Annotated in this window: 10 protein-coding genes and 1 tRNA gene; 5 read left to right on the forward strand and 6 right to left on the reverse strand. The window is 38.5% G+C overall.

The genetic code is table 11. The annotated features are described in order from the left end of the window. Nucleotides 1-118: 118 nt before the first annotated feature. Nucleotides 119-2,335, forward strand: coding sequence for a cation:proton antiporter (locus tag JCM15092_RS08725; RefSeq protein ID WP_024994329.1), 2,217 nt, complete (start codon nt 119-121; stop codon nt 2,333-2,335). Nucleotides 2,336-2,412: 77 nt separating this feature from the next. On the opposite strand, the gene JCM15092_RS08730 is transcribed toward JCM15092_RS08725, so the two are convergent. The 4 genes from JCM15092_RS08730 to JCM15092_RS08745 all read right to left on the reverse strand — a co-directional run bounded on the left by JCM15092_RS08730 (nt 2,413) and on the right by JCM15092_RS08745 (nt 8,219). Beyond that, nucleotides 2,413-3,588, reverse strand: a complete 1,176-nt coding sequence (locus JCM15092_RS08730; protein WP_024994330.1) for an esterase — start codon at nt 3,586-3,588, stop codon at nt 2,413-2,415. A gap of 7 nt (nt 3,589-3,595) precedes the next feature. Then, nucleotides 3,596-5,932 carry a family 43 glycosylhydrolase gene (locus tag JCM15092_RS18020; protein ID WP_084488509.1) on the reverse strand — a complete coding sequence of 779 codons (2,337 nt, stop codon included), beginning with the start codon at nt 5,930-5,932 and terminating at the stop codon, nt 3,596-3,598. A 5-nt stretch (nt 5,933-5,937) separates the two neighbouring features. Beyond that, nucleotides 5,938-7,692: an alpha/beta hydrolase fold domain-containing protein gene (locus tag JCM15092_RS16870; RefSeq protein ID WP_024994332.1), complete on the reverse strand. Its 1,755-nt coding sequence runs from the start codon at nt 7,690-7,692 to the stop codon at nt 5,938-5,940. 456 nt (nt 7,693-8,148) lie between these two features. Further along, nucleotides 8,149-8,219 (reverse strand) — tRNA-Gln (locus JCM15092_RS08745). A 283-nt stretch (nt 8,220-8,502) separates the two neighbouring features. Between JCM15092_RS08745 and rsfS the strand changes: the two genes are divergently transcribed. The 3 genes from rsfS to JCM15092_RS08760 all read left to right on the forward strand — a co-directional run bounded on the left by rsfS (nt 8,503) and on the right by JCM15092_RS08760 (nt 11,831). After that, the gene (gene rsfS / locus JCM15092_RS08750) at nt 8,503-8,862 is read left to right on the forward strand and encodes a ribosome silencing factor (RefSeq protein WP_024994333.1); all 360 of its coding nucleotides are present in this window, start codon (nt 8,503-8,505) and stop codon (nt 8,860-8,862) included. A 17-nt stretch (nt 8,863-8,879) separates the two neighbouring features. Further along, on the forward strand, nt 8,880-10,916 hold the full coding sequence (gene ftsH / locus JCM15092_RS08755) for an ATP-dependent zinc metalloprotease FtsH (protein ID WP_439645905.1): 2,037 nt from the start codon (nt 8,880-8,882) through the stop codon (nt 10,914-10,916). A 75-nt stretch (nt 10,917-10,991) separates the two neighbouring features. Continuing rightward, nucleotides 10,992-11,831 (forward strand): phosphatidate cytidylyltransferase, encoded by an 840-nt coding sequence (locus tag JCM15092_RS08760; protein WP_024994335.1) that lies wholly within the window; start codon nt 10,992-10,994, stop codon nt 11,829-11,831. Here the strand turns inward: JCM15092_RS08760 and lpxB are convergent. Together lpxB and surE are read right to left on the reverse strand one after the other, a co-directional pair. Continuing rightward, nucleotides 11,828-12,967, reverse strand: a complete 1,140-nt coding sequence (gene lpxB, locus JCM15092_RS08765) for a lipid-A-disaccharide synthase (protein ID WP_024994336.1) — start codon at nt 12,965-12,967, stop codon at nt 11,828-11,830. The two genes, JCM15092_RS08760 and lpxB, sit on opposite strands and share 4 nt — an antisense overlap. Further along, nucleotides 12,964-13,734: a 5'/3'-nucleotidase SurE gene (gene surE, locus JCM15092_RS08770; protein WP_024994337.1), complete on the reverse strand. Its 771-nt coding sequence runs from the start codon at nt 13,732-13,734 to the stop codon at nt 12,964-12,966. Before surE ends, lpxB begins: the two co-directional genes overlap by 4 nt. A gap of 242 nt (nt 13,735-13,976) precedes the next feature. On the opposite strand from surE, the gene JCM15092_RS08775 reads away from it, so the two are divergent. Continuing rightward, nucleotides 13,977-14,741 (forward strand): ParA family protein, encoded by a 765-nt coding sequence (locus tag JCM15092_RS08775; protein ID WP_024994338.1) that lies wholly within the window; start codon nt 13,977-13,979, stop codon nt 14,739-14,741. Nucleotides 14,742-14,746: the final 5 nt, after the last annotated feature.

The following is a 14,746-nucleotide window of genomic DNA, read 5'->3' on the forward strand; positions in this document are numbered from 1 at the left end:
GTCTCTCTCTTTATTAATTTTTTATTCAGCAATATCACACTACAAACAATGTAAAAATGATAGATTCAAATTAAAAAATATCTATTTTTGTATATTCTTGCACGAAGAACTTTATGTTATGGGCAAAATACAAAAACATCTCTTTGTCTATTTAATGATGCTGCTTATTCTAGGTGGTGGAATATATTTTTCCATCTCTTTAGGTGAGCAAATCTTCTCTTCGTCTACTGTTCTAACAAGCACAAAAAGTTCCTATCAACTTTTTATTGATGTGTTGAAAGATAACTTAAATCACCCTTTCGCACTTCTTCTTCTTCAGATAATAGTTGTGCTTTTTATGGTGAGAATCTTTGGATATATCTTCAAGAAACTGAAACAGCCAAGTGTGATAGGTGAGATTGTAGCCGGAATAGTTTTAGGCCCATCTGTATGTGGAATTCTTTTCCCTGATTTTTTTCAGTTTCTTTTTCAGCCATCATCCCTTAAGAATCTTGAGATTATAAGTCAGATAGGACTTGTGCTCTTTATGTTTGTAATTGGTATGGAGGTTGACTTCAGGGTATTGAAAAATAAAATTAATCAGACCCTTGTTATTAGTCATGCAGGTATCTTAGTCCCATTCCTACTAGGTATAATAGCCTCTTTCTGGATTTATGAGGAGTATGCATCAGATAGTTCTGACTTCTTGCCTTTTGCACTCTTCATTGGTATATCAATGAGTATAACGGCTTTTCCAGTATTGGCGCGTATTATTCAGGAGAGGAATATGGCCAAGAGCCATATAGGTATTCTTACCATAGCTTCAGCTGCAAACGATGATGTGACAGCATGGTGTCTGCTTGCGGTAGTTATTGCTATAACCAAGGCAGGAACATTTGGTGGAGCTATCTATACTATAATATTTACTTTGATATACATCTTTGTGATGTTTATAGCAGTAAGGCCATTTCTTAAGAAACTTGGATATCTATATTCCAACAAGGAGTTGATAAATAAGACATTCGTTGGCTTTATCTTCCTGGTACTGATAATTTCTTCTGCTACAACTGAGATATTAGGTATTCATGCTCTGTTTGGAGCCTTCATTGCAGGAGTTGTAATGCCTTCGAATTTCGGATTTAGGAAGGTTATGATGGAAAAGGTTGAAGATGTTGCATTAGTATTCTTCCTGCCATTGTTTTTTGCTTTCACAGGCTTGCGTACAGAGATAGGCCTTATAAATACACCGGAGTTGTTATTAGTCTGTCTTTTACTGATACTTGTTGCTGTAGTCGGAAAGATTGGAGGTTGCAGTATAGCTGCAAGACTTGTCGGAGAGAGTTGGAAAGACAGTCTCATAATCGGTACATTAATGAATACTCGTGGACTTATGGAACTTGTTGCGCTTAATATAGGATACGAGCTTGGTGTTCTTCCTCCTTCAATATTTGTGATATTGGTAATCATGGCGCTTGTAACAACATTTATGACTACGCCTATCCTTGATTTCGTAGAGTGGCGTTTCAGACCAAAAGGTGTTGCTTCAAAGAAGAGAAAGCTCTTCATCTTTTTTGGGAACCCGAAATCCGGCACAAAATTGTTGTGGGTCTATTCGACACTCTTTGGAAAGGGGCTTAAAGATAACTATATTGCAGCCATACACTATACAAAAGGTACAGATATAAATCCGACCAATGCCACTGAATTCATGAACAGTAGTTTTAATCCGATAAACAACTATTCTAAGCGTATAAATATAGATGTAGAGAATGTTTATGGAGTAACAGATAATATAGTAGGTGATATACTAGATAAGATTAATTCGGAGAAGCCTGCCATGGTGTTAATAGGTACCGGTCCAAGCTTTATGAATATAGAGGAGAACAAAATTCCTGCTATATTCAGCCTTTTCAAAAATAAGGTGGATAGTATTATTGATAAAGTAGACTCTACTGTTGGTGTGCTTATCAATCACTCACATATGAGCGGAGGGAGTGTTCCTGCTATATTTATAAATGGCGAGTTGGATAACTTCTTCTTCCTCTTTATTTCAAACCTTATGCAAGTGGGAAGTAATAAGATAAATATATATTATTGGAATACAGAGTCATTTAAATACAATACTCGCTTGAACTTCCTCAAACTAAATCATCCTGATAGGGTTAACCTTATAAAAGTAAATGATATCGAAGATTTGAAGATGCATAATAATGAAGGGTTATTGCTTATGAGCGCAACGACATGCGATTATATACTAGAAAATCATACATCGCTATTCAACTCTTTACCTCCAGTTCTGATGATAAAGCCCGGAAATCTTAATACCTCTGTAGTAGGTAATGGTCATTTATATTGAGAATACAATATAGGGAATAAAGGAAACAAAAAAACATCGGGCCATGTGGCTCGATGTTTTTTATAAATATCTCATTATCATTTCCAAAGCATAGGAAGGAATCCTTGATATAACAGGTTACGCCATGTTGACCAGTCGTGTCCTGTTTTGCCTACTGACAGATATTTATAGTCTATCTTACGGCTATCCAGAGCATCACGCAGACCTTTTACTCTAGCATTGAAGAATCCGGACTCTTCACCACCACCTTGTCCGATAAATAGCACATCTACTTTATCGTTTGCTTTAGGGTCATTTAAAAACTTGCCTATTGTCTTCTCGCAATTATTGTCACCGGCACTAAGTATTCCAAAGTTGCTGAACAAGTCAGTGCTGTTGAGGCCTACAAATATGGTGTGACGCCCTCCCATTGATAGTCCAGAAATAGCACGTCCCTTAGGGTTTGCTATTGTCTTATAATTCTTATCAATAAATGGTATAATAACCTCGCGGTACTCTCTCTCCATTATATCGAAGCTGAGCTCAGCGTGACGTGGATGGTTACGGTGTACGACCTGATTGTTTACTATTGCAATAATCATTGGTTTTACTTTTCCCTCTGCTAAAAGGTTGTCCATAATGAAATTCACACGTCCGTCATAAATCCAGTTAGATGGTAGTTCACCACTTCCACCCATAAGATAAAGTACAGGATATTTTTTATTTGAATCAAAGAATGGAGGAGTATATACATACATCTCACGCTCTCCACCTGTAACATCACTATGATATACATGTCTAGTCACAGCACCATGTGGTACATTCTGTGCGTCGTACCAAGTAGGTTTATCGCCATGAATAATCAGCTCGCTATAAGGTGGCATGGCAGTAAATGAGGCATATGTATTATTGGGATCAGCCATGCTTACCCCATCTACTGCCAGATTATATTGGTACATATCCACAGGTAGAGGGCCTAATTTTAGTGTCCATATTCCATCATCACCTTTAGTAAAGGGAACAGTACCTTTTAATCCAAGAACAGTAGTTATTGCACCCGAAGAGAGTGCTACCGACTCTGCCTTAGGAGCTTTGAGACGGAATATTACAGTCTGGTCATCGTTTACCTGAGGAGAGTTCAAGCTGGCACTGAATGGAATAAGTCCCTCTGTATCTTTCTGAGGATTATGGCTCAGATTGATATTTGACTGTTGCGCTGCTATAGTCAGAGAGAATAGCAGTGCGACAGGGGTAAGTATATATTTTCTTCTCATAGATTTATTATTTATCAAATTTCCAATTTCTGAACTTGAAACATCCATTCTCTTCAGTAGCCTTGAAGGTCTCGTTTACCTTAGGGCCATGGAATACAAAGAATAGATCGTGTACACCTTCGGCACCCTTGATCTTACATTTCTGTGCCTTTTCTTTAGCTCCGGCTTTAAGATTCAGAGTTCCAACTAATGGACCATCCTTTGAATCAAGACGAATCTCTATAGAACTTCCATTGATAACATCAGATACTGTAGCAGTAAAACGTGATGCACCCTTTCCGAAATCTACCTGCTTAAGGTTTATGAAGTCGGCATCGTCAATACCACATACATATATACCTTTATCATCCTGACGTGAAACCATTCTATATCCCCAAGCCATAGTGCTGGCCTTGATAGTGTTGTATGGGTTGAAACTCTCTATTGGAGTCATTTTTGTCTCAAGCCAGTAAGGTACCTCCTCGATATTTCCATTAGCATCATATTTCATCTCAGCAACAGAAACAGAACGTCTTTCGTGATGTTTGAATTTCTCACCTGCAGTGTTATAGTCAAGAGTCAATAGGTCGTAGTTCTGTCCGAATATGTAACTCTTTCCTTTGTAGTCAATTACGCCTGGATGGTTACCACGGTCACGCTCTGTCGGTGTCATAATATATCCCTTGAAAGTCCAAGGTCCCATAGGATCGGGAGCGGTTGCATAGCCTAATCCCTCAGGACAGCATGTTGAAGCATAAGCCAGATAGTATTTGCCATCTTTCTTGAATGCCCAAGGTCCCTCCTGATAGTGAGCAGGTGCTTTAAGTTTCATAATCTCACCGTCAGTGCTTATCATATCTTTATTAAGTTTCACGCAATATAGGTTAGGATTACCCCAGCTCATATATGCCTGACCGTCATCATCAATAAGTATTGTCGGGTCTATATCTTCCCAATGCTCCTTCTGCCAAACTAAAGGCTTACCTATAGGATCAACAAATGGTCCGTAAGGAGAGTCGGAGACAAGTACACCTATTCCGTTACCATGAAGAGGGCAGTACATATAGTATTTGCCATTACGTTTTACAACCTGTTGAGCCCATGCTCCATTATCACGTTTACACCATTTGAATGCATCAAGAGAAGCTACTACACCATGTTCAGTGAAGTTCACCATATCGGTAGTGGTGTACAATATCCAGTTGAGCATCTTGAACTCATTATTATCTGCGTCATCTTCATCATGAGATGTATATAGGAAGATGGTATCGTTAAATACTACGGGAGATGGGTCGGCATTATACTTAAGCTGAGAGATAGGCATTCCACCGAAAGAGTTATGCTGAGGAGTTGCAGGGGCTACACCTTGTGATGTAAGAGAGACAAACTTCATTGTTCCATCTTCATTATAGTTTAGCTTATCCACGCATACACTGCGTCTTCCACCTCCACCTGAGTATCCGTCAATGGCAAGCGTACCATTATGATAGAATAGGTACCAATTGTTTTTGAATTCGGCGATTCCCGGATGTATGGTAAAGCTGTCTTTAGCAGGTCCTGTAAGAGGTCCGCGGCTTGTCCATTCTCCATCGAGAGATGTTGCAGTAGCATATTCTATGCATTCGCCACCTCTACCCATAGATGCATAGGTAAGGTAGTAGATGTCATTTCTCTTGTGCAGCCAAGGTCCCTCTACATAGTTCTTCATATTGAGAACACGAATCTTTCCGTCAATACCTTTCAGGTCGGGAGTAAGCTTTGCAAGGAAGCATGTTCCGTTGCCCCAGCTCATCCATGCCGATCCATCGTCATCGATAAGTACTGTTGGGTCAATATCATTCCACCATCCACGAGCGCCATTATCTGTCATGGCATCTGTTACAAGAGGTTTGCCTATATGGTCAACAAATGGACCTTCAGGGCTATCGCTTACAGCAACACCTATCACCTTAGTGCTATCAGGTTTTCCTGACTGCATTGATGTGAAGAAATAGTATTTACCCTTATATTCAATAACTTGTGAAGCCCAGGCTTCACCAATGGCATATTTGAAATCGGTAGGTTTCATAATTACCCCATGATCTTTCCAATGTACCATGTCCTCTGTTGAATAGAGCAGCCATTCAGTAAGATTGTATCCATACTTACCTTCGAATCCCGGTTTATCTTCATAGCACTGGTCATGTCCTGTGTAAAGGTAGAGACGGTTGCCTACTACCAAAGGAGCAGGGTCGGATGTGTGCCTGTTGCGGATGATAGGATTTGATGTAATGGTAAATTCCTTTGCATCGCCTTTAGTGTCAGTAGCTTTGCAAGGCATAATAGCAGCTGTAATAACTGCAGCGGTTAAAATAAGTCTTCTCATAAATATTATTTAAGATATTTTTTTACAGTAGATTTCAAAAGTGATTGATTAGCTGATTTATCTATTGGCTTTAATATCCAACGTACTGTCCAGCTGATCTCTTTTCCCGGTTCTATCTTCTCATAAGCTCCCTGGTTTTCTATTTCAATATATGTAGTACCACGGTTGACGTAAATCTCTACTTCATCCTCTTTAGGAGCAGCCTTTTCTGTTGTTATGTTGTCAAATTGCTTAACGAATAGCATCCCATCGTTAGAAAAAGCCAGCCAACCTTCAGCATCGGCGAAAATCTTGCGGTTCTCTTTCTTATCCTCTGAGAATGGTAACCATGTCAGTCCGTTTTTTTTCTCTGAAGGAAGCACATTTTCAGGACGGATAGATGGTGCGTCAAAGAATATCACACCGGCTCCCGGTACTCTTGTTATCTCCCATGGAGCCACACTCACGGCCTTATCACTTGCGTTCTTTATAGTATATTTTATGGCAAAAGCACCATTACCTTCCGACTTAAACTCCTTAATGAATATATAAGGGTATTTATCATCCTTACCACTTGTCATGGTAACGCAGTTCTCACCGGCTTTTACGCTATATGGTGCATTGTCGTAAGTCTTGATAGGAGGCCAGTTCCAATCTGTCTGTGGGCTAGGCCAGAATGTAGAACCATAGTCGTTTACATTGTTTTGCCAACCTTTGGCAGGTACATGTTGAGCTAAAAGTTCTTTATCTACCAATTTAAGAGATGTCACTTTAGCACCGTTGCTCTGGTCTATTGTCATGACTACATCACCAGACTTAAGTGTATATGAAGGTTCTTTAACTCCTTCACTAATCTTTTTGAAATATTCTACCATCTTCTTGTAATATGGTTCACTGAAGCATACAGGACCATGTCCACCACCTTCGACTAACACTAATTCAGCTTTAACTCCAGCTTTATCATATGCCTCTTTTAGGTTTATACTCTGGCAGCATGGTACTACATTATCTTTATCTCCGTGGAAGATTAAAATCTCTGGATCTGCTTTATCTACATAGTAAAGAGGGCTCACAACACGGTCCCAGTCAAGTTCAGCACGTGGATCTTTTTTACCGATGAGCATAGCCTCAGGAGATTTGTCATCATTTGGCGTTGTACATCCATTAGCAAAACGAAGCATGTCAACAGGACCGAACCAATCAACTACTGCATCAACATTGCTTGATGTTGAGGTATATTTTCCTAAGTTTCCTTCAATATCAACTGTGACATTGCCAGATGTAAGAGTCTTAACTCCGTTTGTGGTTCCGGCAAATGTAGAGAGGTGCCCTCCCGAAGAGAATCCAGTGATACCGATGAAAGAGTTGTCGAGTCCATATTTATCAGCCTCAGCACGGATGAATCGTATCGCGGCTTTTACATCTTGAATCTGAGCAGGCCAAGGAGCCTCAGGGCTGGAACGATGGTTTATTGTAGCTACAGCAAAACCTGCATCAAGCAGAGGAATGCCTATTGTGGTTACAGGAGCCATTTTAGCATTGTTGGCGAACCAAGCGCTTCCATAGATAAGAATAATTACTTTACTCTTTCCGTTTGCACTTTTGGGAAGGTAAATGTCCATGTTGTGGCTTTCAATGTTGTCTCCAACATAGTTCACATCAGCAAACAACTTAGAATAGTTATCCTTTGATGGTCCTTTTGGCATCATTGGTGTGAAATTCTGAGCAGTTACAAAGGTACATATGGCAAGAAATGCCATTGATAATACAAACTTTCTCATTTTTTAATATTGAATATTAGATTTAAGACTGTAAATATATTAATTATTATCAATATAATATTGCGCAAGCTAAAATGTTATAAATGATATAGTTGAAAAAAGTGTAAAAATGACCCTTTTTTATGATAAAAAATGATATTTATACCAAAAAATAGTGGTGCTGTAATTGTATTTTCAACAATAAGGTGATATTGATCGAGAGAATATTAATTGAGATTCATGGATTAATAATTAAAAAGCTTAGAAAAAATTGTGATTTGCCGTCTCCGTCCGATATGTTGCCGCTGTCGTCTGATGATTTGGCGTCGCCGACTGATAAGTTGTCGTCGCCGTCCGAAGAAGAAGTAGTGATGAAAGTGTTTATCAACCGTGATTGTGTCTAGTTTCACTTGGTGAAATAGCGTTTGGTTATGTGCAATAAAAAAAGTTCCTCAGTAAAAACTGAAGAACTTTTTGTTGGGCTACTCGGATTCGAACCAAGAATAACAGGACCAGAATCTGTTGTGTTACCATTACACCATAGCCCAAACTTATGTTGTCAAATTCCCCCTTTGGAATTTGACGGTGCAAAGATATCTCTTTTTTTAAAACCTGCAAAAAAAACTACATCTTTTTTCTTTCATAAGTTGCCTAAGACTGCTTGGTTGGGCACTTAATTGGTTAATATATATGTTAATGCATTTTGATTAACTAACTAAAAATAGTGAAATGTGAATATATTTATACACAATTTTTCGTAAGACAAATAAAACCAAGTATATTTGTACTTTGTTATTTGTATAAATATCTCAGATAATTTTTATTTCTATAATGAAGAAAAAGAACATATTAGTTGAAAAAATAATAGAGGGTATACAGGAAAAAAAAGGTAAAGGAATAGTAGTTGCAGACTTGAGGGATACTGACAATACGATTTGCAGTTATTTTATAATCTGTCAGGGAAATTCTCCTACACAAGTTGCTTCAATAGCTGATTCTGTTAAGGATTATGTGAGAGAACAAATTGCAGAAAAACCTATAGCTGTTTCAGGAATAGAGAATTCTGAGTGGATAGCGATGGACTACTGTGAAGCAATAGTACATATTTTTCTTCCTTATACAAGAGAGTTTTATAACTTGGAACATTTGTGGGCAGATGCTAAGCTTACCAATATTCCAGATTTGGATTAATATTTAACATAAGAAAGATGGGCGATTCAAAAAATACTAATAAACCGAAAGTAAACATGCCACGATTCAACTTAACTTGGCTTTATATAATTATTGCTGTAACACTTGGTGTGTTGTGGTTCTCCGGACAAGAGGGAAATTACAGTAAGCAGTTGACATATACTGAATTCAAGGATATAGTGAACAAGGGATATGTCAATAAAGTTGTATCATATGATGACAAATCTGTTGAGGTATATATCAAGCCGCAGTTTGTTAAGACAGTCTTTAAGAAGGACTACACAAAGGTAGGACGCAATCCTGTGATGACTGTAGTTGTAGGCTCTCAGGAGTCCTTGGAGAAATTCCTAGATAAGGCTCAGGAGGAGGGACACTTCTCAGGAACTATTGTTTATGATAAGAAAAATGACTATTTCGGAGCAATATTCTGGAACATAGCACCATTCATATTTCTCATCGCAATATGGATATTCTTAATTAGAAAGATTGGTGGAGGTGGAGGAAACTCTGGAGGTGCAAATCCTTTCAATGTCGGTAAGAGCCGTGCTACAGTATATGAAAAGGGTAATGGTACTCGCGTTACTTTCAAAGATGTAGCAGGACAGGCTGGCGCTAAACAGGAAGTTGAAGAGATTGTAGAATTCCTTAAACAGCCTCAGAAATATACAGAACTTGGTGGTAAGATTCCAAAGGGAGCTCTACTTGTAGGCCCTCCGGGAACAGGTAAGACTCTATTGGCTAAAGCTGTAGCTGGTGAAGCTGATGTGCCTTTCTTCTCACTCTCAGGTTCAGACTTTGTTGAGATGTTCGTTGGTGTGGGTGCATCTCGTGTGCGTGACCTTTTCCGTCAAGCAAAAGAAAAAGCTCCATGCATTATCTTCATTGATGAGATTGATGCTGTGGGTCGTGCTCGTGGTAAAAATCCGAGCATGGGTGGTAATGATGAGAGAGAAAATACTCTTAATCAGTTGCTTACCGAGATGGATGGATTCGGCACAAACAGTGGTGTGATAATACTTGCGGCTACAAACCGTGTAGACATATTGGATAAGGCTCTTCTTAGAGCTGGACGTTTCGACAGACAGATTCATGTTGATTTGCCTGATTTGAACGAGAGAATAGAGGTGTTTGGAGTTCATCTTCGTCCTATAAAACTTGACTCAAATGTTGATGTCGAGTTACTTGCTCGTCAGACTCCTGGATTTAGCGGTGCAGACATTGCAAATGTTTGTAATGAGGCTGCTCTTATTGCTGCTCGTCATGGTAAAAAGTCAGTAGAGAAACAGGATTTCCTTGATGCTGTCGACAGAATAATTGGTGGTCTTGAGAAGAAATCAAAGATCATGACTCAGGGCGAGAAGAGAACTATTGCTATCCATGAGGCTGGTCATGCTACTCTTTCTTGGTTCCTTGAACATGCTAACCCACTTATCAAAGTTACTATAGTACCAAGAGGAGGCTCTCTTGGAGCTGCATGGTATCTTCCTGAAGAGCGTCAGATCACTACTAAAGAGCAGATGCTTGATGAGATGTGTGCTACACTTGGAGGACGTGCTGCTGAGGAGTTGTTCACTGGACATATATCAACCGGTGCGATGAATGACCTTGAGAGAGTTACAAAACAGTCATACGGTATGATTGCTTATGCAGGTATGAGTGATAAATTGCCAAATCTATGCTACTATAACAATGAAGAATATTCATTTAATAAGCCATACAGTAACAAGACTGCCGAACTAATTGATGAAGAGGTAAAGTCTATGATAGGCAGTGAGTACGAAAGAGCTAAGCAAATTCTTTCCGAACATGAGGATGGACATAGAAAACTGGCTGATCTGCTTGTTGAAAAAGAGGTTATCTTTGCCGAAGATGTTGAGGCTATATTCGGAAAGAGGCCATGGACTTCGCGTTCAGAAGAGATTATGGCTGACGAAAATAGGAATAACGGTAAAAAAGAGGAACAGCTTGCTTCTGTAGAGGAGGAGAGTATTGATTCTGATGAAGTTGTTTCTGATGTAGAGAGTCAGGATAAAACTGAGACTACTCAAGTTTAATTGTAATATTCATCCATTCTATACTATAATTGCTAAATGTAGTGTAGAATGGATTTTCTTATATTTTTAATTACTATGAAAAGTAATTTTGTAAAGAGGTCTATCACAGGTATAATATTTGTATCTGTTCTTATTGGATTTACTTTGATGAACCCAATTTCTTTTGGGGCACTATTCGTGTTGATAAGTGCATTGTCAGTAAATGAGTTCTGTAATCTTGTCAATAAAGAGGACGATGTTAAGGTGAATAACAGGATATGTATGCTTGGTGCTATGTATCTATTCTTTGCTTTCTTCTATCAGGGCATTGATACCACTCAGACTGCTGTTTTCATCCCTTATATATTATTTATCTTATATTTGCTTATAAGTGAGTTGTATCTTAAGAGAAAGAATCCTATCAACAATTGGGCATATTCTGTTCTCTCACAGGTTTATATAGCATTGCCTTTTGCCCTGTTGAATGTTCTCTCTTTCCATAATTCAGGAGAGTCTCAGTTGTCTGAATATAATCCTATACTACCTCTGTCAATATTTATATTCAGTTGGATAAATGATACCGGTGCTTATTGTACCGGAACCCTGTTTGGTAAGCACAGACTATTTGAACGTATCTCTCCAAAGAAATCCTGGGAGGGCTCAATAGGTGGAGGATTGTTATCACTCGTTGCTGCTTTGGTACTCTACTACTTCTTTCCATTCATGTCAATGCTTGCATGGCTTGGCTTAGGTCTTACAGTAGTGGTATTCGGTACTTTGGGTGATTTATCTGAATCACTTCTTAAGAGACATCTTGGTATAAAAGACTCAGGAAATATATTACCTGGACATGGCGGTATGCTTGACAGGTTTGACAGCGCTCTGTTTGCAATCCCTGCAGCAGTAGTATATCTTTATCTGATCAGCATGTTTTAATGCTGATCAGATAATTTATTTATTATAGCTTTAGCAGCCTTTCCCGAGGCGCTCTCTTTTCCAAGTATATCAATTATCTTGTCGTACTCAGATAGCATATTCTCTTTGTAATTCACATCGTAAAGTATTGATTTTGCTTCTTTATTGATGTTGTCTATAGTCATGCTGTCGGCTACCAACTCTTTCACTACCTCTTTTCCTGCTATAAGGTTTACTAAAGAGACATATTTTACCTTAAGGATGTGACGTTTCAGTAATGATAGTAGTTTTCCCATAGGAGTATAGTAACACACAACCTGTGGAACTCTGAATAATGCTGTCTCCAGTGTTGCTGTGCCTGATGTCACGAGTGCTATCTTTGCGAAGTTCAGGATGTCGTATGTCTTTCCGAAAAGAATCTTTACGTCACCATCAATGTAGTTCGAATAATACTCTTTGTCAATGCCCGGAGCACCTGCAAGAACTATCTGATAATCTTTTGAGAACTCTTTCATCGACTCAATCATCATTGGTAGATTGTCTTTTATCTCTTGTCTGCGACTTCCTGCAAGAAGAGCTATGACAGGTTTCTCGCTTAGCCCGTTCTCTTTGCAAAAAGAGTCGAATCCATCGTTGTTTTTACTCTTAAAGTCAAGTACAGAATCCATGCATGGGTTGCCTACATACTCTATCTCATAATTGTGCTTTTTGTAGAACTCTATCTCAAAAGGAAGTATAGAGAGCATATAGTCTATATTCTTCTTTATATCTTTTATTCTATACTCCTTCCATGCCCAAATCTTAGGTGATATATAGTAATATACCGGTATCTTAGTGTGCTCTTTTACAAAAGAGGCAATCTTAAGGTTGAATCCGGGATAATCTACAAGAATAACCACGTCAGGATTCCACGATACTATATCCATTTTACACATGTCCATATTCCTGAATATAGTGCGCAGGTGCAACAGCACCGGGATGAACCCCATGTAGGCCATCTCCTTATAGTGCTTTACGCAAATGCCTCCTACAGATTTCATCAGATCGCCACCAAAGAATCTGAACTCTGCATTTTCATCCTGTTTCTTGAGCTCACGCATCAAGTTAGATGCATGCAGATCTCCGGAAGCTTCTCCCACAATCAGGTAATACTTCATATTGTATAATCCCAGCTTTTCAGTTTGTTTATATAGTGATATGCAGTAACATCTATCTGAGTAGGAGTTATTGCTACATATCCGTTATCTAAAGCCCAGTGGTCAGATTCCTCGTTTTCCGGTTCATGGTTTTTGTAATTACCAGTCAGCCAGAAATACTCTCCTCCTCTTGGGTGTACACATGTCTTCCACTCATTTTCCCATGACCCTTTTGTCTGCTGGCACACTTTTACCCCTTTATATTCAGCTACATCAGGGAAGTTTACATTCAGGCATATACCTTGAGGAAGCTTATGTTTGATTACGTTCTCAGTAATCTTTCTGATATATGGAAGGGTTGGAGAGAAGTCAGCATCAAAGCTGTGGTTGCATAGAGAGAAACCTATAGATGGAATTCCTTTGAGACATCCCTCTATAACTATTCCCATAGTGCCCGAGTAGTGCACATTTACAGATGAGTTATCACCATGGTTTATTCCACCAATAATAACGTCAGGAGTACGAGGAACTACAGCATGCAAGGCTAGTTTTATGCAGTCAACAGGTGTGCCGGAACATTTGTATATGGTTATATCCTTATCTTTCTTGACTTTCACAAACTTTACAGGACTTTCTGAGGTGATTGCACTTGAAGCACCCGAGCGTGGACCGTCCGGTGCCATTACAATAATTTCTCCTAATCCATTTAAAGCTTTAATAAGTTCATTAATTCCCTTGGCGGTAACGCCATCATCATTCGAGAGTAGTATTAACGGTCTGTTATTCATATTAAGTTATTCGTTTTCAAAAGTAAAGATACAACCTTATATCCATTTTTAACCTTTCGTTATTGAAAATTATCTTAATGTTATACAACCATTAAGTCTATTGTTGAGAAATAATTATCTTTGTGACGGTTTAAGTTATTAACAAAACCTTTGAGTTATCAACAGTTTCGCGAAAGGCTTGAATAATTAATAAAGAAAATAATTTATTATTAGTTATTTAGCAATCTGAAAAATTGATTAAAATGGGAAAGATTATTGCTTTAGCCAACCAGAAAGGTGGAGTGGGAAAGACAACTACCACTATTAATTTGGCGGCTTCTCTTGCTACATTAGAAAAAAAAGTCTTAGTTATTGATGCAGATCCTCAGGCAAATGCATCTTCAGGTTTAGGAGTCAATATTAAAGAGGTTGAGTCCTCAATATACGAATGTCTTATCAATCAGGTTGACATTCATGAGGCAATCTATACTACAGATATTGACGGACTTGATATTGTCTCTTCTCATATTGACCTTGTTGGCGCAGAGATAGAAATGCTCAACTTCGAGAATAGGGAAAAGATAATGAAGAACCTACTGTCATCAATAAAGAATGAATATGACTATATACTAATAGACTGTTCACCTTCATTGGGTTTGATAACAATCAATTCACTTACAGCAGCCGACTCAGTAATAATCCCTGTGCAATGTGAATATTTTGCTCTCGAGGGTATCAGTAAGTTGCTTAACACAATAAAGATAATTAAGTCAAAGCTTAATCCTTCTCTTGAAATAGAGGGATTCCTATTGACAATGTTCGACTCAAGATTGAGACTTGCAAATCAGATTTATGATGAGGTTAAGAGACATTTCCAAGAACTTGTTTTCAAGACGGTCATCCAACGTAATGTTAAGCTCAGTGAGTCTCCTAGCCATGGTATTCCTGTAATTCTTTATGACGCTGAGTCTACCGGAGCGAAGAATTATCTTTCATTAGCAAAAGAAATAATAACACATAATAAATAAGTAAA

Source organism: Phocaeicola paurosaccharolyticus JCM 15092, assembly GCF_000613805.1.
GTDB lineage: Bacteria > Bacteroidota > Bacteroidia > Bacteroidales > Bacteroidaceae > Phocaeicola > Phocaeicola paurosaccharolyticus.

What these genes read in the sequence shown, in the direction of transcription:
- JCM15092_RS08760 (WP_024994335.1), top strand. Translation starts at nt 10,992, where the DNA reads ATGAAAAGTAATTTTGTAAAGAGGTCTATCACAGGTATAATATTTGTA.
- lpxB (WP_024994336.1), bottom strand. Translation starts at nt 12,967, where the DNA reads ATGAAGTATTACCTGATTGTGGGAGAAGCTTCCGGAGATCTGCATGCA.
- JCM15092_RS08730 (WP_024994330.1), bottom strand. Translation starts at nt 3,588, where the DNA reads ATGAGAAGAAAATATATACTTACCCCTGTCGCACTGCTATTCTCTCTG.
- JCM15092_RS16870 (WP_024994332.1), bottom strand. Translation starts at nt 7,692, where the DNA reads ATGAGAAAGTTTGTATTATCAATGGCATTTCTTGCCATATGTACCTTT.
- rsfS (WP_024994333.1), top strand. Translation starts at nt 8,503, where the DNA reads ATGAAGAAAAAGAACATATTAGTTGAAAAAATAATAGAGGGTATACAG.
- ftsH (WP_439645905.1), top strand. Translation starts at nt 8,880, where the DNA reads ATGGGCGATTCAAAAAATACTAATAAACCGAAAGTAAACATGCCACGA.
- surE (WP_024994337.1), bottom strand. Translation starts at nt 13,734, where the DNA reads ATGAATAACAGACCGTTAATACTACTCTCGAATGATGATGGCGTTACC.
- JCM15092_RS08725 (WP_024994329.1), top strand. Translation starts at nt 119, where the DNA reads ATGGGCAAAATACAAAAACATCTCTTTGTCTATTTAATGATGCTGCTT.
- JCM15092_RS18020 (WP_084488509.1), bottom strand. Translation starts at nt 5,932, where the DNA reads ATGAGAAGACTTATTTTAACCGCTGCAGTTATTACAGCTGCTATTATG.
- JCM15092_RS08775 (WP_024994338.1), top strand. Translation starts at nt 13,977, where the DNA reads ATGGGAAAGATTATTGCTTTAGCCAACCAGAAAGGTGGAGTGGGAAAG.